Raw genomic sequence first — 19,693 nt, forward strand, 5'->3', positions numbered from 1 at the left:
CTTTCGCGAGCAGGCTCGCTCCCACAGACGTCGTCGACCGAGATTCTCTAAGTTGTACTGGTGGGAGCTTCACCATGTTGAACACCCTTCTTCCAATCCTGCTGTTCGCTGCCCTGGGCCTTGCGGTTCTGGGCGCGTTGCGGCGGGTAAACATGTGGCGCCGTGGCCGGGCCTCGAAGGTCGACCTGATCGGCGGCCTGTTCGCCATGCCCAAGCGCTACATGGTCGATTTGCACCACGTGGTCGCGCGGGACAAGTACATCGCCAATACCCACGTGGCCACGGCCGGTGGTGCAGTGGCGTCCATCGTGCTGGCGATTCTGGTGCACGGTTTCGGCCTGCATAACCGCATCCTCGGCTACGCATTGCTGTTGATGTCGGCGGTGATGTTCGTCGGTGCGATCTTCGTTTATCTGCGTCGACGCAACCCGCCTGCGCGTCTGTCGAAAGGCCCGTGGATGCGCCTGCCGAAAAGCCTGCTGGCGTTCTCGGCGTCGTTCTTCCTGGTGACCCTGCCGGTGGCGGGCATCCTGCCGGAAAACTTCGGTGGCTGGGTGCTGGCAGTAATCCTCGGCATCGGCGTGTTGTGGGGCGTGTCGGAACTGTTCTTCGGCATGACCTGGGGCGGGCCGATGAAGCACGCCTTCGCCGGTGCCCTGCACCTGGCCTGGCACCGTCGCGCCGAACGTTTCGGTGGCGGTCGTTCCACTGGTTTGAAGCCGTTGGACCTGGAAGATCCGAGCGCGCCGCTGGGCGTGGAAAAACCCAAGGATTTCACCTGGAACCAATTGCTCGGCTTCGACGCCTGCGTGCAGTGCGGCAAGTGCGAAGCCGCGTGCCCGGCGTTTGCTGCCGGTCAGCCGCTGAACCCGAAAAAACTGATTCAGGACATGGTCGTCGGCCTGGCTGGCGGCACCGATGCCAAATTCGCCGGCAGCCCGTATCCGGGCAAAGCCATCGGCGAACACGGGGGCAATCCGCATCAGCCGATCGTCAACGGTCTGGTGGATGCCGAGACCCTGTGGTCCTGCACCACGTGCCGCGCCTGCGTCGAGGAATGCCCGATGATGATCGAGCACGTCGATGCCATCGTCGACATGCGTCGTCATCTGACCCTGGAAAAAGGCGCGACCCCGAACAAGGGCGCCGAGGTCCTGGAAAACCTGATCGCCACCGATAACCCGGGTGGTTTCGCGCCGGGCGGGCGGATGAACTGGGCGGCGGACCTCAACCTCAATCTGATGAGCGAGAAGAAGTCCACCGACGTGCTGTTCTGGGTTGGCGACGGCGCCTTCGACATGCGCAACCAGCGCACCCTGCGCGCCTTCGTCAAAGTGCTGAAAGCAGCGAAAATCGATTTCGCGGTGCTGGGCCTCGAAGAGCGTGACAGCGGTGACGTCGCCCGCCGTCTGGGTGACGAAGCGACCTTCCAGTTGCTGGCCAAGCGCAACATCCAGACCCTGGCCAAATACAGCTTCAACCGCATCGTCACCTGCGACCCGCACAGCTTCCACGTGCTGAAAAACGAGTACGGCGCCTTCGACGGCAACTACCTGGTGCAGCACCACAGCACCTACATGGCGGAAATCATCGGTGCCGGTGCGTTGAACCTCGGTCAGCACAAAGGCGACAGCGTGACCTATCACGACCCGTGCTACCTCGGCCGCTACAACGGTGAATACGAGGCACCGCGCCAGGTCCTGCGTGCCCTCGGCATCGAGGTCAAGGAAATGCAACGTTCCGGCTTCCGTTCGCGCTGCTGCGGCGGTGGCGGCGGTGCGCCGATCACCGACATTCCGGGCAAACAGCGGATTCCCGACATGCGCATGGAAGACATCCGTGAGACGGGCGCCGAACTGGTGGCCGTGGGTTGTCCACAATGCACCGCGATGCTTGAAGGCGTGGTCGAACCACGGCCGCTGATCAAGGACATCGCTGAATTGGTGGCTGACGCGCTGCAGGAGGACCAGGCCCCAAAGTCGTCAACCCAGGCCAAACGTGAACCTGCGGAGGTGCACTGATGAGCGACATTATCCGCCGCGACCCACGCGCCGAATGGATCGCCCGTAACCGCCTGCATCCGCTGCACGCGGCCATGCAACCGGTGCAACACAGTTGGATGGGGCCTAACGGCGTGATCCGCAAGAATCCCCATGGCATCGGGTTTATCGGGCCCAATGGCATCAAGCGTATCGACCGCAGTGGCGCGCAACAGGGCGGGACGGCCAAACGTTCGACGGCCGTTGAAGTGCAATTGCCGCTGCATCAGGTGCTGGCGCCGGCGTTCTACATCAGCGTTGTGCCGGACATGGTCGGTGGCCGCTTGAGCAGTCACGACCGCGATTTGCTGGGCCTCGCTCATCAACTGGCCGGCAAGGACGGCGCGGTGCTGGCAGTGGTGTTCGGCGAACACAAGGAAAGCGCCTTTGCCACGGCCGGCGTCGATCGCCTGCTGGTGCTCGAAGGCGAAGCGTTCAGCGGTTATGCACCGGAACAACGGGTCCAGGGCCTGCGGGCTGTGGATAACCAGTTCAACCCGCGTCACTGGCTGCTGCCGGACAGCCGCACTGGCGGTGGCGAGCTGGGTCGACGCTTTGCCGCGGCCCTGGGCGAACGCCCGGCCACGCGGGTCTGGCAGGTCAAGGACGAGACGTGCACCGGCCGTGCCGGCGCCGGTTTGCAAGACCTCGCCCGTCCGCTGGCGCGCTTGATCCTGGGCGCCGTCGAATGTGCCGAGCCGGTTAGCGAAACCCGTCACGAAGCCTTGCCGGTGGAGTTATCCACAGCCGTGGCTCGCAGCTTGTCGCGCATCGAGGATCTGGGCGCGGTGGCGGTGGACCCGGCAGCGATTCCCATGGCCGAGGCCGAGTTCATTTTCTCCGGCGGCAACGGCGTCAAGGACTGGGATCTGTTTCACCAGACCGCAGCGGCCCTCGGTGCTACCGAAGGTGCATCGCGGGTGGCGGTGGACGATGGCTTCATGGCCCGTGACCGTCAGGTCGGTGCGTCTGGTACCTGGGTCACCGCACGGGTCTACGTGGCGGTTGGGATTTCCGGGGCGATCCAGCACCTGCAAGGCATCGGCGCCTGCGACAAGGTGGTGGCGATCAACCTCGACCCTGGCTGCGACATGATCAAACGGGCCGACCTGTCGGTGATCGGCGAGAGCGCCGAGATTCTTCGCGCCTTGATCGCGGCGGTAGAGGCCTACCGCAACGACGCCAAGCGTGATGCGGCTTAAGGGAAGGAAAGGGTTATGAGCACGAAAATCATCAGTCTGGTGTCCATCGGCGCCCACCCGACCTCCGGTCGCCCGCGTCGCGCGGAACAGGATGCACGGGCGGTGGAATTGGGTCTGCAACTGGCTGGGGATAACTTGCAGGTGCTGCATGCCGGGGATGTCGCCGAGCCTGCGCTGCGGGCTTATCTGGGCATGGGCCTGGAACAGCTTCACGTGCTGGAACAGCCCCAGGGCGCGGATGCGCTGCCGGCACTGACCAGCTACCTGCGCGATGCCGGAGCCCAGGTGGTGCTGACTGGCAGCCAGGCGGAAACCGGCGAAGGCTCGGGCATGTTGCCGTTTCTGCTGGCTGAAGGCCTCGGCTGGCCGCTGGTGGTGGGGTTGGCGCAGGTGGAATCCATCGACGGCAGTTCGGCGCTGGTACTGCAAGCGTTACCGCGTGGCCAACGCCGTCGCCTGAAGGTACGCCTGCCGTTTCTGGCGACTGTGGATAACGCCGCGCCCAAACCACGGCAGAGCGCCTACGGTCCTGCCCGGCGAGGTGTGTTGCAGGCCGATGAGGTGGAAGTCGTCGACGATGAACTGCTGGCGGTCGCCACCCTGCAACCGGCCAAGCCACGGCCAAAACGCTTGAAAGTGATCAAGGCCAAAAGTGGTGCCGACCGGATGAAAGCCGCAACGGCGAAAGCCAGTGGCGGAGGGGGACAAGTGCTCAAGGGCTTGACGGCGCAAGCTGGGGCTGAGGCGATCCTTAAACTTCTCATCGAAGAAGGCGTGGTTCGCTGATCACCGCAAGTCCACTGTGGGAGCGAGCCTGCTCGCGAAGGCGGAGTGTCAGTCGACATGAATATTGCCTGACCCACAGTTTTCGCGAGCAGGCTCGCTCCCACAAAGGAAACAAAATGACCGTTGAATTTCGTTCCGCAGTCCGCGCCGATGCGCGGGAGATTGCGCGGTTGTTCCAGATTTCATCAGAGGGCGCTTCGGATTACATCTGGAGCCAGATCGCAGAACCCGGCCAGGATCTGCTGGACGTCGGCGCCATTCGTTACGCCCGTGACGACGTGGATTTCTCCTACCAGAACTGCCTGATCGCCGAGTGCAACGGAGAAGTCATCGGCATGATGCACAGCTACCCAATGCGCCATGACCCCGACGCAGAACCTGTGACCGATCCGGTCCTGGCGCCTTATGCCGACATGGAAATCCCAGACACGCTCTATATCTCCAGCCTGGCGTTGTACGAAGGCTGGCGTAACCAGGGCCTGGGCAAACAGTTCCTCGCCCAGGCGCACGCCCGCGCCAACCTGCTTGGGCTCAACGGCCTGAGCCTGATCGACTACGCCGCCAACACCGGCGCCCGGCGTTTCTACGAGCGCCACGGGTTTCGCATTGTCGACACCTGCCAGATCACGCCGCATCCGATGATTCGGGTGACAGGCGAGGCCTATCTGATGCATCGGCCCTGACGCCGATTCCCTGTAGGAGCGAGCTTGCTCGCGATGGACGACAACGATCACGCGTACTGTCTGGATAATCGCGTTGTCCAATCGTTATCTCGCGAGCAAGCTCGCTCCTACAGGTGGTGAACTACAGTTTACTGTGCGCTGGTCAGGGTGCGGCACGCAGTCATGGAGCTTTCATAGGTTCAGCGCTCGATCATAAAACCTGGTTTTTATGAGTGGGTAGGCCATGAAGCCTGTCGAGCAATTCCTGCTGGTTTTCCTGTTGGGGGCGACCCTGTCGGCAGAGGCTCCCCGGCTGAACGCGTCTGAACCGCACCAGGCGCCCGAGCAGGACTTCTATCAATGGCTGGAGTCGGATCAGGGGCAGAAAGCGTCCCTGGCGCAAATGCGCCAGCGCTGTGACCGTGTGCTGGACGCTGCGAAAAACCTGAATTGTTCAGTGTCCGTGATTGCCCGGATGTTCGAGGCCAAGACCGCCAATCAGCTGCCCGATTACTTTCTCGCGATCAAACGCAAACACGCCCGGGCCATAGAGGCCGATCAAGAGCTGCAGTCCCTTTTCTCAATGTTCGGCAACCAGTCGCTCTCGACCCTGAGGGCGACGGGTGACTTCTCTGTGAAAAGATCCACTCGACGTGAAGTGCTCACCCTCCATCCCTACGCCAGTGACCATTTCGTGGCCGAAGAGGTGCTGCCCTTCATCGATGTCGACGCGGCCAATGGTCATTCGGCGCGTTTCGTACTCGACACCGGCGCCCCGCAAACCCGGGTTAATCAAGGCACCGCCAAGCTGATGGGGATCAGGCTGCTGGGCGACTCCCACTACGCGTACAGCACGTTCTATGGCGAGAGCGAGCTATCGGCTCGGCTGGGAATTCTCGACTCAATCAAAGTCGGCGGCAGCGAATTCAGGAACGTGCTGGTGTTCGTCAGCGATCGGGACAACCTGCTGGGGCTGGATCTGATCAGCAAGTTGGGGCCGTTGAAAATCACCCGCAAAACCTTGGAAATCAACCCTGCGCCTGCCGCCCGCTGCGAATCGCCGATTGTGTACTCGCGCCTGGATATCAACCAGCGACTGGTCATCGCTGCACGGCTGGATAAACGGGTTACTCAGGCGATTGTCGATACCGGCAACGTTGATTACCTGACGTCGGCGCTGCCGGGTGCTCAGACCAATATTGTGCAGGCTATGACGCCTGGTAACTCTCCCCGTGAGACCGCCAGCAAGCCGCGCTATCAAACCTTCAAGGGGAGGCTCAACCTGCCGGGCCATAGCCTGCCGATCACCTACAAGTACTATCCAGACTTCACCATTCCGCCGTCATGGGTGCTGGGACGATATGTGCCCTCGATTCTGCTGGGGTGGGGTGCATTCGAAGACTTCGAGTTGAACCTGGATCTCGAGGCGGGGCGGTCTTGTTTGAACAAGGTTTGAGCCGTTTACCCACAATCCCTGTTGGCGGTTCTGTGGATAACGTGTTCGGCCATTGCCAAAGCCCTTATGAACCGAGGCTTTCAGCCCTCAGATCAAAAAATAACCAGCCTAAGCGACGGTTTTTCAAGAGTTTTTCCAGAGGATAAGTGCAGGACTTGCCCCCAATCTCTGTTGGCGCCTCTGTGGATAAGATGTTCGCTTACCGCTACAGGCCATACAAATCCTGGCTTTCAGAGATATGGTTAAAAATTGATCGATTCGGCTTTTCTGGCCATTGAATCGTGCGCTAATCCTTATTTTTCAAGGGGCACAGCGGTTTTCCACAACGCCTGTGAAGTTGCCCCCAAAGTCTGTTGGCGGTTCTGTGGATAAGGTGTTCGCCATCCTCTGCAAGCGGCGATTCACGTGGTGTTTAGAGATTTGGCCAATAAATGATCAGTGCCTTCTGAAAACCCTGATTCTGAATAAGTCACGGATTTTCTTCAGTTTCTGTGGAGAAATTTCGTAGCCTTTCCACAGTTGTCCCCATTTGCTGTGGGTGGAGATGTGGATAACTTGTTTGCGGAAGGCTGGGAGCCTTGTTGGGCTTAGCGCTGAACGGAATAGATCATATTTCGTACAGTTCTGAGGCGGTGGGGTTTCAGGTGGGGATTCGTTGCATGGGAAGGAGCCTTCGCGAGCAGGCTCGCTCCCACAATGGATCTGTGTCGAACACCAATCCACTTGTGGGAGCGAGCCTGCTCGCGAAGCTTTTGAGGGATCAACCGCTAACCGCAACCCCCTTGAGGTACGGCGCAGGCTCGGCCCCCAGATTGTTCAACATGCGACCGCTGTACCAGTCGATGAAGTTCACCACGCCAAACTCATAAGTCTTGGAGTAAGGACCTGGCTGGTAAGCAGTGGAGTTGATGCCGCGCTGGTTCTCTTCGGCCAGGCGACGGTCCTGGTCGTTGGTGGCGTCCCAGACCTGGCGCATGCGCTCCACGTCGTAGTCCACGCCTTCGACGGCGTCCTTGTGGACCAGCCATTTGGTGGTGACCATGGTTTCCTGGGCGCTGATCGGCCATACGGTGAAGACGATGATGTGGTCGCCCATGCAGTGGTTCCAGGAGTGGGGCAGGTGCAGGATGCGCATCGAGCCCAGGTCCGGGTTCTTGATGCGGCCCATGAGTTTGGCGCAGCCCTGTTTGCCGTCCATGGTCATCGACACGGTGCCCTTGAGCAGCGGCATGCGCACGATGCGGTTACGCAGGCCGAAGCTGGCGTGGGCGTAAGGGATTTTCTCGGCTTCCCAGGCAGCGGCAGAGGCGGCAACGTGGTCCTTGAACGCCTGGTCGGCGCGCGGGTCGGTGACGTCGTCCCATTCCAACAGGGTTTTCAACAGTTCAGGGTGCGAGCCGCCGCAGTGGTAGCACTCGCGGTTGTTTTCCAGCACCAGTTTCCAGTTGGCCTTTTCCATCAAGGTGGTTTGCACTGCCACCTTGGTGTTTTCCATGTCGTACGGTTCCATGTAATGGGTGAGCGTCGCCAGGAACTCATCGATGGCCGGTGGGTTGTCCGCCAGGCTGATGAAGATGTAGCCGCCGGCGGTTTTCACGTTCACCGGTTTCAGGCCGTATTGCTTCATGTCGAAGTCGGCGCCCATCTCGGTGCCGGCGAACAGCAGGCGACCGTCGAGTTCGTAGGTCCACTGGTGGTAGTGGCAGACCAGTTTGGCAACCTTGCCCTTGTCGCTGGTGCACAGGCGCGAGCCACGGTGACGGCAGACGTTATGGAAGGCATGTACTACGCCGTCGGCGCCGCGGATCACGATGATCGGGTTTTTGCCGACCTGCAGGGTCATGTAGTTGCCCTTGGCCGGGATCTCGCAGGTCATGCCGGCGATCAACCACTCTTTCTGGAAAATCTCCTGCATGTCGATTTCGAACAGGCGCTCATCGGTGTAAAACGGCTGCGGCAGTGAGAAGGTGCGCTCGCGCTCTTGCAGCATCTGTGCGGTGGCCTTGCGTGCGGGTTCCAGCGGATCGCCCAGGCTCAGAGTAGTAGTGACGTCCATCGTTTAATCCTCAAGGCCATCTGCGTGGCCGGCGAAAGTGGCTAATCAGGTGTGCTGTTCAGGGTTGCTACGCAAGGTGTAAAGATTGTGTCTTGGTATGGGGCGAGTGTGGGGCCGGCGCTGGCCAGAACCTTATCCATGGGCGACATGATGCAATCTGTTCCCGACGCGCAAGCCCCGGTCGTTGGGGGCTGGTCGCGATAAGCATGTGAATGTCGCAGATAGGTAAATGGGCGGTTCGCGCTATACGCAGAATCGCCAACATGAAGGCCGGCAGTCGGCCGTGGAGATCAGCATGTCCAACAACTTCCTGAACCCGGTAACCACCCAGACCTGGGCCAATGGTCGGCACATCGTCCGTTGCGTCAAAGTCATCCAGGAAACCTGGGATGTGCGCACCTTCTGTTTCATGGCCGACCAGCCGATCATGTTCTTCTTCAAGCCGGGGCAGTTCGTCACCCTGGAGCTTGAGATCGACGGCCAGCAGGTCATGCGGTCCTACACCATTTCCAGTTCGCCGTCGGTGCCGTACAGCTTTTCGGTGACGATCAAGCGCGTACCGGGCGGCAAGGTGTCGAACTGGCTGCATGACACCCTGCATGAAGGCTACGAACTGGCGGTGCACGGCCCGGTCGGGCTGTTCAATGCCATCGACTTTCCGAACCCGAAAGTGCTGTACCTCAGCGGCGGCGTGGGCATCACGCCGTGCATGTCCATGGCCCGTTGGTTCTTCGACACCAACGGCAATGTCGACATGGCGTTTATCCACAGCGCCCGCTCGCCGAAAGACATCATTTATCACCGCGAGCTGGAACACATGGCGGCGCGGATCGAAAACTTCAGCCTGCACCTGATTTGCGAAAAACATGGCTTCGGTGAGCCGTGGGCCGGTTATCGCGGTTATCTGAATCACAAGATGCTGGAACTGATGGTTCCGGACTTCCTCGAGCGCGAAGTGTTCTGCTGCGGCCCGACGCCCTACATGAACGCGGTCAAGCGCCTGCTGGAAAACGCCGGCTTCAACATGAAGCACTACCACGAGGAATCCTTCGGCGCCACGCCTCCCGAGGCGATCGCCGATGCCGTGGAGAACGCCGAACAGGCCGCCGAAGCGCCGGAAGTCGATGCGGCGGACCTGCATCAGGTGGAATTCACCGCTTCGGGCAAAAGCATCCGCGTGGCACCGGGCGAGACCGTGCATGCAGCCGCCGCCAAGGTTGGCCTGATGATCCCGAAAGCTTGCGGCATGGGCATCTGCGGCACCTGCAAGGTGCTCAAGCTGGGCGGCGAAGTGGAGATGGACCACAACGGCGGGATCACCGAGGACGACGAAGCCGAAGGGTTCATCCTGTCGTGCTGCAGCGTGCCGAAGGGCGATGTGCGGATCGAGTACTAACCCCGCCAAGCCCCCTGTAGGAGCGAGCTTGCTCGCGATGGACGTCAACGATAACGCTGGAAACCTGACGCCCCGCGTTGTTCTGTCGTGCATCGCGAGCAAGCTCGCTCCTACAGAGGGGGTGTTTCAGTCGATAAACAGGTCCGGCATCAGTTTGTCGGAGCTGTCGGGTGCAAACCGATAGTGCTCGAATTCGCTCACGCCGTTTTCCCGCAAAATTTCCTCATCAATCAGCAAGCGCCCGGTCAGGCTGCGGCCTGTGCTGCTCAGAATCACGTGCGCCGCATCGGCCATGATCGCCGGGGTGCGCGCATGCTTGAACGACTCCCGTGACCCCAGCTGAAACTCGATGGCCGCCGTGGCAATCATGGTCTGCGGCCACAGTGAGTTGACGCTGATGCCGTAGTTCCGAAATTCCTCGCTCATGCCCAGTGTCAGCATGCTCATGCCGTACTTGGTCACGGTGTAGGGACTGTATTGGGCGAACCATTTGGTCGCCAGGTTCAGCGGCGGCGACAGGTTGAGGATGTGGCCACCGGACTTTTTCAAGTACGGCAGCGCGGCCTGGCTGCACAGCAGCACGGCACGGGTGTTGATCTGGTGCATCAGGTCGAAGCGCTTGAGTTCGATGTGCTGGACGCCGGTCAACTTGATCGCCCCGGCGTTGTTGACCAGCGCATCGATGCTGCCGAAATGTTCGTTGGCCTGGGCCAGGGCCTGATGCACGGCCTCTTCATCGCGCACATCCACTTGCAAGGCCAGCGCCTTGCCGCCCGCGGCCTCGACTTCCTCGGCCACGCTGTAAATCGTGCCCGGCAGTTTGGGGTGCGGTTCGGCGCTTTTGGCAGCGATCACGATATTGGCGCCATCGCGCGCGGCCCGCAGCGCGATCTCGCGACCGATGCCACGGCTGGCGCCGGTGATGAACAGGGTTTTGCCTTGCAATGACATGCGTACGCTCCTGATTGTTGTTGTCTGTACGGCTCGCCAGACAATGTAGACCAAGACTTCAGGAGCAAACGAGCAGGGGAAGCTGAGTTGGCTTTTTGTGGGAGCGAGCCTGCTCGCGAAAGCGGTGGACCAGCCAACATCAATGTTGAATGTCAGTACGCCTTCGCGAGCAGGCTCGCTCCCACAGGGGTTGCATTGGCTATGGGGGTTAGTGAGACATCACTTCGCGGATATCGCGGGCCAGTTCGCGCACGCGCTCTTCTTCGGTGTCCCAAGAGCACATGAAGCGTGCGCCGCCCTTGCCGATGAAGGTGTAGAAGCGCCAGCCCCTGGCAGTCAGGGCGGCGATGGCCGGTTCCGAAAGTTGCAGGAACACGCCGTTGGCCTGCACCGGGAACATCAGTTCCACACCCGGGATGTCGCTGACCAGCTCGGCTAAAAGTTGCGCGCAGTGGTTGGCGTGGCGGGCGTATTTGAGCCAGGCGTCGTTTTCCAGAATCCCGACCCAGGGCGCGGACAGGAAGCGCATCTTTGATGCAAGCTGCCCGGCCTGTTTGCAGCGGTAGTCGAAGTCTTCCGCCAGGTCGTGGTTGAAGAACAGGATCGCCTCACCCACGGCCATGCCGTTTTTCGTGCCGCCGAAGCACAGCACGTCGACGCCGGCCTTCCAGGTCAGGTCGGCCGGTGTGCAGCCGAGGAACGCGCAGGCGTTGGAGAATCGCGCGCCGTCCATGTGCAGGTGCAGGCCCAATTCCTTGCAGGTCGCGCTGATGGCGCGCACTTCGTCCGGGGTGTAGACGCTGCCGACTTCGGTGGCCTGGGTCAGGGTCACGACGCGAGGCTTGGGGTAGTGGATGTCCTGGCGCTTGAGGGCGATTTCGCGGATCGATTCCGGCGTCAACTTGCCGTTTTCGGTGCGGGCGATCAGCAGCTTGGAGCCGTTGGAGAAAAATTCCGGGGCGCCGCATTCGTCGGTTTCAACGTGGGCGGTTTCCGAGCAGATCACGCTGTGGTAACTCTGGCACAGCGACGACAGGGCCAGGGAGTTGGCGGCGGTGCCGTTGAAGGCGAAGAACACTTCGCAGTCTGTTTCGAACAGCTTGCGGAAATCGTCGGACGCGCGGGCGGTCCACTCGTCGTCGCCGTACGCGCGCTGGTGGCCATGGTTGGCCTGTTCCATGGCCGCCCAGGCTTCAGGGCAGATGCCGGAATAGTTGTCGCTGGCGAATTGTTGGCTCTTGTCGGTCATGGCCTGCTTCCGTGGTCGAGGCGCCTATGGTGAAGCGCCTCGTGGTCAATGAGGGTGGGCACTCTACCGAAGATCGTCCGGGGAGCGCGCGGGATGTCACTGTCAGAACATTACAAGGATGCCGGGCAATTATGCACATGGCTACGTACTTAAAGCAGCGCGACCGAGCACTGGATCTGCTCAAGTGGCTGGCGCTGCTGAGCATGCTGTTCGATCACCTGCGATATGTCGGATTTTCCGCCGATTGGCTGTATGTGCCGGGGCGTTTGGCGTTCCCCTGGTTTTGCCTGGCGATGGCGGCAAACCTGGCGCGTGAGCCCGTTACGACAAATGGACAGTGGCGCTATCTGGGCTGGCTGGTGCTGTTCAGCGCGGTTAGCGAAATTCCCTATCGGTTGTTCCTTCCCAATCCCGACACCTTGAACGTGATGCCCACGCTCGTGCTTGGGCTGCTGGTGGCGCGTGGCTGGCAGGTTCGCAGCCTTGATGCGCAATTGTTGGCGGTCAGTGCGGTGGTGCTGGCGGCGCTGTTTTCCGGGCGGTTGATGTTCGGTTTCTTCGGCGTGCTGTTGCCGTTGGCGACGCTGCTGGTGATTCGTCGTCCCGGGTATTTCGCGCTGCTACCGGGGCTGGTGTGCCTGGCGAGCAATCAATGGCAGGTGCTGTATTACTCCGTTCGATTGGGTAATCACGTGGCAATGGCGGCGGTTGCCACTTGTCTGATTGCGCCATGGCTGGGGCTGTTCCTGTTGCGACATGCCCAAGGCGTAAAACCACCGGCCATGCGGCGCTGGGCGTATGCCTTGTATCCCGTGCATTTCCTTGTGTTGCTGGTGCTGCGCCAGGTTCTCGCATAGTCCTGGTGCCCCTTGTGGGAGCGAGCCTGCTCGCGAAGAGGGAGTGTCAGTCGACACCCATGTTTCTGAAACGCCGCTTTCGCGAGCAGGCTCGCTCCCACAGGGGATTGCGACTGGTTCGCAGATCCTGTCCGACGTGCCATTCGTGTTCATGTCGTAAACGCACCTTTACGTGGCGCCCATAGGCATTTGATCACTCCAAGCCGGTCATACCATCGCTATCAAAGGGCACTGCCGTAACGCCAGTGCCTTACCGAGACGAATGGCGCACAGATGCCGCTGGGAGAGACGCGATGTTCAGCAAGAAAGACCAGATCCAGGGTTATGACGATGCACTGCTGGCGGCGATGAATGCCGAGGAGCAACGTCAGGAAGATCACATCGAACTGATCGCGTCCGAGAACTACACCAGCAAACGTGTCATGGAAGCCCAGGGCAGCGGCCTGACCAACAAGTATGCCGAAGGCTATCCGGGCAAGCGTTACTACGGCGGCTGCGAGCACGTGGACAAGGTTGAAGCCCTGGCCATCGAACGCGCCAAAAAGCTGTTCGGCGCCGATTACGCCAACGTCCAGCCACACTCCGGTTCTTCGGCCAACAGCGCCGTGTACCTGGCCCTGCTGCAAGCCGGCGACACCATCCTGGGCATGAGCCTGGCCCACGGCGGTCACCTGACCCACGGCGCGAAAGTGTCGTCCTCCGGCAAGCTGTACAACGCCGTTCAGTATGGTATTGACACCAATACCGGCCTGATCGATTACGACGAAGTCGAGCGCCTGGCCGTCGAGCACAAGCCGAAGATGATCGTCGCCGGCTTCTCCGCTTACTCCAAGACCCTCGACTTCCCGCGCTTCCGTCAGATCGCTGACAAGGTGGGCGCGCTGCTGTTCGTCGACATGGCTCACGTCGCGGGTCTGGTCGCTGCCGGTCTGTATCCGAACCCGATTCCATTCGCCGACGTGGTGACCACCACCACCCACAAGACCCTGCGCGGTCCCCGTGGTGGCCTGATCCTGGCCAAGGCCAACGAAGAAATCGAGAAAAAGCTCAACGCTGCCGTGTTCCCCGGTGCCCAGGGCGGCCCGCTGATGCACGTGATCGCGGCCAAGGCCGTGTGCTTCAAGGAAGCGCTGGAGCCAGGCTTCAAGGCCTACCAGCAGCAAGTGATCGAAAACGCCCAGGCCATGGCCGGCGTGTTTATCAAACGCGGCTACGATGTAGTGTCCGGCGGTACCGATAACCACCTGTTCCTGGTCAGCCTGATTCGTCAGGGCCTCACCGGCAAGGATGCGGATGCAGCGCTCGGTCGCGCCCACATCACCGTGAACAAAAACGCTGTCCCGAACGACCCACAGTCGCCGTTCGTGACCTCCGGCCTGCGTATCGGCACCCCGGCGGTGACCACTCGCGGCTTCAAGGTGACCCAGTGCGTCACGCTGGCCGGCTGGATCTGCGACATCCTCGACAACCTCGGCGATGCCGATGTCGAAGCCAATGTCGCCCAGCAGGTTTCGGCCCTGTGCGCGGACTTCCCGGTTTATCGCTGAGTGCGGTTTTGGAGTAAATGACTATGCAACGCTACTCAGGCTTCGGCCTCTTCAAACACTCCCTCAGCCACCATGAAAACTGGCAGCGGATGTGGCGCACGCCGACCCCGAAAAAGGTCTACGACGTGGTCATCGTCGGCGGTGGCGGGCATGGTCTGGCGACCGCCTACTACCTGGCCAAGGAACACGGCATCACCAACGTGGCCGTGGTCGAAAAAGGCTGGCTGGGCGGCGGTAACACCGCACGCAACACCACCATCGTTCGCTCCAACTACCTGTGGGACGAGTCGGCGCACCTGTACGAACACGCGATGAAGCTGTGGGAAGGCCTGTCCCAGGACCTGAACTACAACGTGATGTTCTCCCAGCGCGGTGTCTACAACTTGTGCCACACCCTGCAGGACATCCGTGATTCCGAGCGTCGTGTCAGCGCCAACCGCCTCAACGGCGTGGACGGCGAGCTGCTCAACGCCAAGCAGGTGGCGGACGAGATTCCGTACCTGGACTGCTCGAAGAACACCCGCTACCCGGTGATGGGCGCCACCGTCCAGCGTCGCGGCGGCGTGGCCCGTCACGATGCCGTGGCCTGGGGCTTTGCCCGTGCCGCCGACGCACTGGGCGTGGACCTGATCCAGCAGACCGAAGTGATCGGTTTCCGCAAGGAAAACGGCGTGTGCATCGGTGTGGAAACCAACAAAGGCTTCATCGGCGCCAAGCGCGTCGGCGTAGTGACTGCCGGTAACTCGGGGCACATGGCCAAGCTCGCCGGTTTCCGTCTGCCAATCGAATCCCACCCGCTGCAAGCGCTGGTGTCCGAGCCGATCAAGCCGATTATCGATAGCGTGATCATGTCCAACGCCGTGCACGGTTACATCAGTCAGTCCGACAAGGGCGACCTGGTGATCGGCGCCGGTATCGACGGCTACAACGGCTACGGCCAGCGTGGTTCGTACCCGGTGATCGAACACACCATCCAGGCCATCGTCGAGATGTTCCCGATCCTGTCCCGCGTACGCATGAACCGTCAGTGGGGCGGCATCGTCGACACCACCCCGGATGCGTGCCCGATCATTTCGAAAACCCCGGTGCCGAACATGTTCTTCAACTGCGGTTGGGGCACCGGCGGCTTCAAGGCCACACCTGGCTCGGGCAACGTGTTTGCCGCGAGCCTGGCCAAGGGTGAAATGCACCCATTGGCCGCACCTTTCTCCATCGACCGCTTCCACAGCGGTGCGTTGATCGATGAACACGGCGCTGCTGCGGTTGCCCACTAACAGGAGAAATCCCCATGTTGCATATCTTCTGTCCTCACTGCGGCGAACTGCGCTCCGAAGAGGAATTCCACGCATCCGGCCAGGCGCACATCCCGCGTCCACTGGACCCCAACAGCTGCACCGACGAGGAGTGGGGCGACTACATGTTCTTCCGCGACAACCCTCGCGGCTTGCACCACGAGCTGTGGGATCACGTCGCCGGTTGCCGCCAGTACTTCAACGTCACCCGTGACACCGTGACCTACGAGATTCTCGAAACCTACAAGATCGGCACCAAGCCACAATTCACCGACAAGACCGATAGCCCGAAAGCGGCCAGCACGGCTCTGGGAGAGAAGGTATGAGCCAGATCAATCGCCTGTCCAACGGCGGACGGATCGACCGCAACAAAGTCCTGAGCTTCACCTTCAACGGCCAGAGCTACAAAGGCTTCGAAGGTGACTCGCTGGCCGCTGCATTGCTGGCCAACGGCGTCGACATCATCGGTCGCAGCTTCAAGTATTCCCGCCCGCGCGGCATCTTCGCCGCCGGTGCCGAAGAGCCGAACGCGGTGCTGCAGATCGGCGCCACCGAAGCCACGCAAATCCCGAACGTGCGCGCCACGCAACAGGCGCTGTACCAGGGCCTGGTCGCCACCAGCACCAACGGCTGGCCGAGCGTGAACAACGACATGATGGGGATTCTCGGCAAGGTCGGCGGCAAGCTGATGCCGCCGGGTTTCTACTACAAAACCTTCATGTACCCGCAATCGTTCTGGATGACTTACGAGAAGTACATCCGTAAGGCTGCCGGTCTTGGCCGTTCGCCGACCGAGAACGATCCGGACACCTACGACTATATGAACCAGCACTGCGACGTGCTGATCGTCGGCGCCGGCCCTGCGGGTCTGGCCGCAGCACTGGCCGCTGCGCGCAGCGGTGCCCGTGTGATCCTCGCCGATGAGCAGGAAGAGTTCGGTGGCAGCCTGCTCGACTCCCGCGAAAGCCTCGACGGCAAGCCTGCGATGGACTGGGTTGCCGGCGTCATCGCGGAACTGAAGAACACTCCGGACGTGCTGCTGTTGCCACGTGCAACGGTCAACGGCTACCACGACCACAACTTCCTGACCATTCACGAGCGCCTGACCGATCACCTCGGCGACCGCGCACCGATTGGCCAGGTGCGTCAGCGTATTCATCGTGTCCGCGCCAAGCGCGTGGTCCTGGCGACCGGCGCTCACGAGCGTCCGCTGGTCTACGGCAACAACGACGTGCCGGGCAACATGCTGGCCGGTGCTGTCTCGACTTACGTGCGCCGTTACGGCGTGGCACCGGGTAAAAAACTGGTGCTGTCGACCAACAACGACCACGCCTATCGCGTGGCCCTGGATTGGCTCGACGCCAGCCTGCAAGTGGTCGCTATCGCCGACGCCCGTAGCAATCCTCGCGGTGCGCTGGTGGAAGAAGCGCGCGCCAAGGGCATCCGCATCCTCACCGGCAGCGCCGTGATCGAGGCCCGTGGCAGCAAGCACGTGACCGCTGCCCGTGTCGCGGCCATCGATGTCAAAGGCCACAAGGTCACCAGCCCTGGTGAATGGCTCGACTGCGACATCGTTGCCAGCTCCGGCGGTTACAGCCCGGTGGTTCACCTGGCTTCGCACCTGGGTGGCAAGCCGATCTGGCGTGAAGACATCCTCGGTTTTGTACCGGGCGAAGCGCCGCAGAAACGCGTGTGCGTTGGTGGCATCAACGGCGTTTATGGCCTTGGCGATTCCCTGGCCGATGGTTTTGAAGGCGGCGTGCGCGCAGCCAGCGAAGCCGGTTTTGGTGCGGTCGAAGCGACCTTGCCAAAAGCACTGGCGCGTCTGGAAGAGCCGACCTTGGCACTGTTCCAGGTGCCCCATGAAAAGAACACCGCACGGGCGCCGAAGCAATTCGTCGACCTGCAAAACGACGTGACCGCTGCCGCCATCGAACTTGCGACCCGCGAGGGCTTCGAGTCGGTCGAACACGTCAAGCGCTACACCGCGCTGGGCTTCGGCACCGATCAGGGCAAGCTGGGTAACGTCAACGGTCTGGCCATTGCTGCCCGTTCGCTGAACGTGACCATCCCGCAGATGGGCACCACCATGTTCCGTCCGAACTACACGCCGATTACTTTCGGCGCCGTGGCCGGCCGTCACTGTGGGCACATCTTCGAACCAGTGCGCTACACCGCCCTGCATCAATGGCATCTGAAAAACGGCGCCGAGTTCGAAGATGTCGGCCAGTGGAAACGTCCGTGGTACTTCCCGAAATCCGGTGAAGACATGCACGCGGCAGTCAAGCGCGAATGCAAAGCCGTGCGCGACAGCGTCGGCCTGCTGGACGCTTCGACCCTGGGCAAGATCGACATCCAGGGCCCGGATGCCCGCGAGTTCCTCAACCGCGTGTACACCAACGCCTGGACCAAGCTCGACGTGGGCAAGGCCCGTTACGGCCTGATGTGCAAAGAAGACGGCATGGTGTTCGACGACGGCGTGACTGCATGCCTGGCCGACAACCATTTCGTCATGACCACCACCACCGGTGGCGCGGCCCGCGTACTGCAATGGCTGGAGCTGTACCACCAGACCGAATGGCCGGACCTGAAGGTGTACTTCACTTCCGTGACGGATCACTGGGCAACCATGACCCTGTCCGGGCCGAACAGCCGCAAGCTGCTCAGCGAAGTCACCGACATCGACGTGACCAGCGAAGCCTTCCCGTTTATGACCTGGAAAGAAGGTCTGGTCGGTGGCGTGCCGGCGCGGGTGTTCCGGATTTCGTTTACCGGCGAACTCTCGTACGAAGTCAACGTGCAAGCCGACTATGCGATGGGTGTGCTGGAAAAAATCGTCGAGGCCGGCAAGAAGTACAACCTGACGCCGTACGGCACTGAAACCATGCACGTGCTGCGGGCCGAGAAGGGCTTCATCATTGTCGGCCAGGACACTGACAGTTCGATGACTCCGGACGACCTGAACATGGGCTGGTGTGTCGGTCGCACCAAACCGTTCTCGTGGATCGGCTGGCGTGGCATGAACCGCGAAGACTGCGTGCGTGATCAGCGCAAGCAGCTGGTGGGCCTCAAGCCGATCGACCCGAACGTATGGCTGCCGGAAGGTGCGCAACTGGTGTTCAACACCAAGCAGGCGATCCCGATGACCATGGTCGGTCACGTGACCTCCAGCTACCTGCACAACTCCCTGGGCTATTCGTTCGCCATGGGCGTGGTCAAGGGCGGCCTGAACCGCATGGGCGAGCGTGTGTTCGCGCCACTGGCGGACGGCAGCGTGATCGAGGCGGAAATCGTGTCTTCGGTGTTCTTCGATCCGAAGGGCGAACGCCAGAACATCTAACACCACAGTCCCTGTGGGAGCGGGCTCGCCCGCGATAGCGTCAGGTCAGACAACACAACGGTGACTGATGCAACGCTATCGCTGGCAAGCCAGCTCCCACAGGAGACACAGAATTCAGGAAAGGTGCTTTATGACCGCAGCCAATGTTTACCAACAACGCCCAACCAACGGCGCCAAGGCCGAGTCGTCGCTGCATCACGCCGACCTCGCCAGCCTGGTGGGCAAGGGTCGCAAGAACGCCGGCGTGACCGTGCGCGAGAAAAAACTCCTCGGCCACCTGACCCTCCGTGGCGACGGCCATGACGCCGCATTCGCCGCCGGCGTGCACAAGGCACTGGGCATCGAATTGCCGAGCGCGCTGACCGTCATCGTCAAAGGCGAAACCAGCCTGCAATGGATGGGCCCGGACGAGTGGCTGCTGATCGTGCCGAGCGGCGAAGAGTTCGCCGCCGAGAAGAAACTGCGTGAAGCGCTGGGCGACCTGCATATCCAGATCGTCAACGTCAGCGGCGGCCAGCAGATCCTCGAACTGAGCGGCCCGAACGTGCGCCAGGTGCTGATGAAGTCCACCAGCTACGACGTGCACCCCAACAACTTCCCGGTGGGCAAGGCTGTGGGCACGGTGTTCGCCAAGTCGCAACTGATGATCCGCCACACCGCCGAAGACACCTGGGAACTGCTGATCCGCCGCAGCTTCTCGGATTACTGGTGGTTGTGGTTGCAGGATGCGTCGGCCGAGTACGGCCTGAGCGTTCAGGCCTGATTACACCGCCCCTGTAGGGGGGGGGGGGGGGGGGGGGGGGGGGGGGGGGGGGGGGGGGGGGGGGGGGGGGGGGGGGGGGGGGGGGGGGGGGGGGGGG

The 19,693-nt window shown here is 61.5% G+C and carries 15 protein-coding genes; 12 read left to right on the forward strand and 3 right to left on the reverse strand.

Going from position 1 to position 19,693, the window contains the following annotated elements; genetic code table 11:
• Nucleotides 1-74 precede the first annotated feature (74 nt).
• From dgcB to ACSFE6_RS21145, 5 genes are all read left to right on the forward strand, one after another.
• On the forward strand, nucleotides 75-2,021 hold the full coding sequence (dgcB, locus tag ACSFE6_RS21125; protein WP_435429400.1) for a dimethylglycine demethylation protein DgcB: 1,947 nt from the start codon (nucleotides 75-77) through the stop codon (nucleotides 2,019-2,021).
• Nucleotides 2,021-3,241, forward strand: a complete 1,221-nt coding sequence (gene etfA, locus ACSFE6_RS21130; RefSeq protein WP_435429401.1) for an electron transfer flavoprotein subunit alpha — start codon at nucleotides 2,021-2,023, stop codon at nucleotides 3,239-3,241. The genes dgcB and etfA overlap by 1 nt, the downstream gene beginning before the upstream one ends.
• Nucleotides 3,242-3,256: 15 nt before the next feature.
• On the forward strand, nucleotides 3,257-4,027 hold the full coding sequence (gene etfB / locus ACSFE6_RS21135) for an electron transfer flavoprotein subunit beta (RefSeq protein ID WP_435429402.1): 771 nt from the start codon (nucleotides 3,257-3,259) through the stop codon (nucleotides 4,025-4,027).
• 116 nt (nucleotides 4,028-4,143) lie between these two features.
• The gene (locus ACSFE6_RS21140) at nucleotides 4,144-4,710 is read left to right on the forward strand and encodes an N-acetyltransferase family protein (protein WP_435429403.1); all 567 of its coding nucleotides are present in this window, start codon (nucleotides 4,144-4,146) and stop codon (nucleotides 4,708-4,710) included.
• A 223-nt stretch (nucleotides 4,711-4,933) separates the two neighbouring features.
• On the forward strand, nucleotides 4,934-6,145 hold the full coding sequence (locus tag ACSFE6_RS21145) for a retropepsin-like aspartic protease (RefSeq protein WP_435429404.1): 1,212 nt from the start codon (nucleotides 4,934-4,936) through the stop codon (nucleotides 6,143-6,145).
• Between the two features lie 760 nt (nucleotides 6,146-6,905).
• Here ACSFE6_RS21145 and gbcA read toward each other — a convergent pair.
• Complete coding sequence (gbcA, locus tag ACSFE6_RS21150; protein WP_435429405.1) at nucleotides 6,906-8,201, reverse strand: glycine-betaine demethylase subunit GbcA; 1,296 nt, start codon at nucleotides 8,199-8,201, stop codon at nucleotides 6,906-6,908.
• A 295-nt stretch (nucleotides 8,202-8,496) separates the two neighbouring features.
• Here gbcA and gbcB point away from each other — a divergent pair, with 295 nt between their 5' ends.
• Nucleotides 8,497-9,597: a glycine-betaine demethylase subunit GbcB gene (gene gbcB, locus ACSFE6_RS21155; RefSeq protein ID WP_435429406.1), complete on the forward strand. Its 1,101-nt coding sequence runs from the start codon at nucleotides 8,497-8,499 to the stop codon at nucleotides 9,595-9,597.
• A gap of 126 nt (nucleotides 9,598-9,723) precedes the next feature.
• Here the strand turns inward: gbcB and ACSFE6_RS21160 are convergent, their stop codons facing one another.
• The gene (locus ACSFE6_RS21160) at nucleotides 9,724-10,548 is read right to left on the reverse strand and encodes an SDR family oxidoreductase (protein WP_435429407.1); all 825 of its coding nucleotides are present in this window, start codon (nucleotides 10,546-10,548) and stop codon (nucleotides 9,724-9,726) included.
• Nucleotides 10,549-10,756: 208 nt separating this feature from the next.
• The gene (locus tag ACSFE6_RS21165; protein WP_435429408.1) at nucleotides 10,757-11,797 is read right to left on the reverse strand and encodes a low specificity L-threonine aldolase; all 1,041 of its coding nucleotides are present in this window, start codon (nucleotides 11,795-11,797) and stop codon (nucleotides 10,757-10,759) included.
• A 131-nt stretch (nucleotides 11,798-11,928) separates the two neighbouring features.
• Here ACSFE6_RS21165 and ACSFE6_RS21170 point away from each other — a divergent pair, with 131 nt between their 5' ends.
• The 6 genes from ACSFE6_RS21170 to ACSFE6_RS21195 all read left to right on the forward strand — a co-directional run bounded on the left by ACSFE6_RS21170 (nucleotide 11,929) and on the right by ACSFE6_RS21195 (nucleotide 19,596).
• Nucleotides 11,929-12,654, forward strand: a complete 726-nt coding sequence (locus ACSFE6_RS21170) for a TraX family protein (protein ID WP_435429409.1) — start codon at nucleotides 11,929-11,931, stop codon at nucleotides 12,652-12,654.
• Between the two features lie 293 nt (nucleotides 12,655-12,947).
• On the forward strand, nucleotides 12,948-14,201 hold the full coding sequence (glyA, locus tag ACSFE6_RS21175; RefSeq protein WP_435429410.1) for a serine hydroxymethyltransferase: 1,254 nt from the start codon (nucleotides 12,948-12,950) through the stop codon (nucleotides 14,199-14,201).
• A gap of 23 nt (nucleotides 14,202-14,224) precedes the next feature.
• Nucleotides 14,225-15,475 carry a sarcosine oxidase subunit beta gene (locus ACSFE6_RS21180; RefSeq protein WP_435429411.1) on the forward strand — a complete coding sequence of 417 codons (1,251 nt, stop codon included), beginning with the start codon at nucleotides 14,225-14,227 and terminating at the stop codon, nucleotides 15,473-15,475.
• A gap of 14 nt (nucleotides 15,476-15,489) precedes the next feature.
• The gene (locus tag ACSFE6_RS21185) at nucleotides 15,490-15,819 is read left to right on the forward strand and encodes a sarcosine oxidase subunit delta (RefSeq protein WP_007980417.1); all 330 of its coding nucleotides are present in this window, start codon (nucleotides 15,490-15,492) and stop codon (nucleotides 15,817-15,819) included.
• Complete coding sequence (locus ACSFE6_RS21190; RefSeq protein ID WP_435429412.1) at nucleotides 15,816-18,833, forward strand: sarcosine oxidase subunit alpha; 3,018 nt, start codon at nucleotides 15,816-15,818, stop codon at nucleotides 18,831-18,833. Before ACSFE6_RS21185 ends, ACSFE6_RS21190 begins: the two co-directional genes overlap by 4 nt.
• 130 nt (nucleotides 18,834-18,963) lie before the next feature.
• The gene (locus ACSFE6_RS21195; protein ID WP_435429413.1) at nucleotides 18,964-19,596 is read left to right on the forward strand and encodes a sarcosine oxidase subunit gamma; all 633 of its coding nucleotides are present in this window, start codon (nucleotides 18,964-18,966) and stop codon (nucleotides 19,594-19,596) included.
• Nucleotides 19,597-19,693: the final 97 nt, after the last annotated feature.

Origin of the sequence: Pseudomonas baetica, assembly GCF_051216495.1 — a bacterium.
Taxonomy (GTDB): Bacteria; Pseudomonadota; Gammaproteobacteria; order Pseudomonadales; family Pseudomonadaceae; genus Aquipseudomonas; species Aquipseudomonas baetica_B.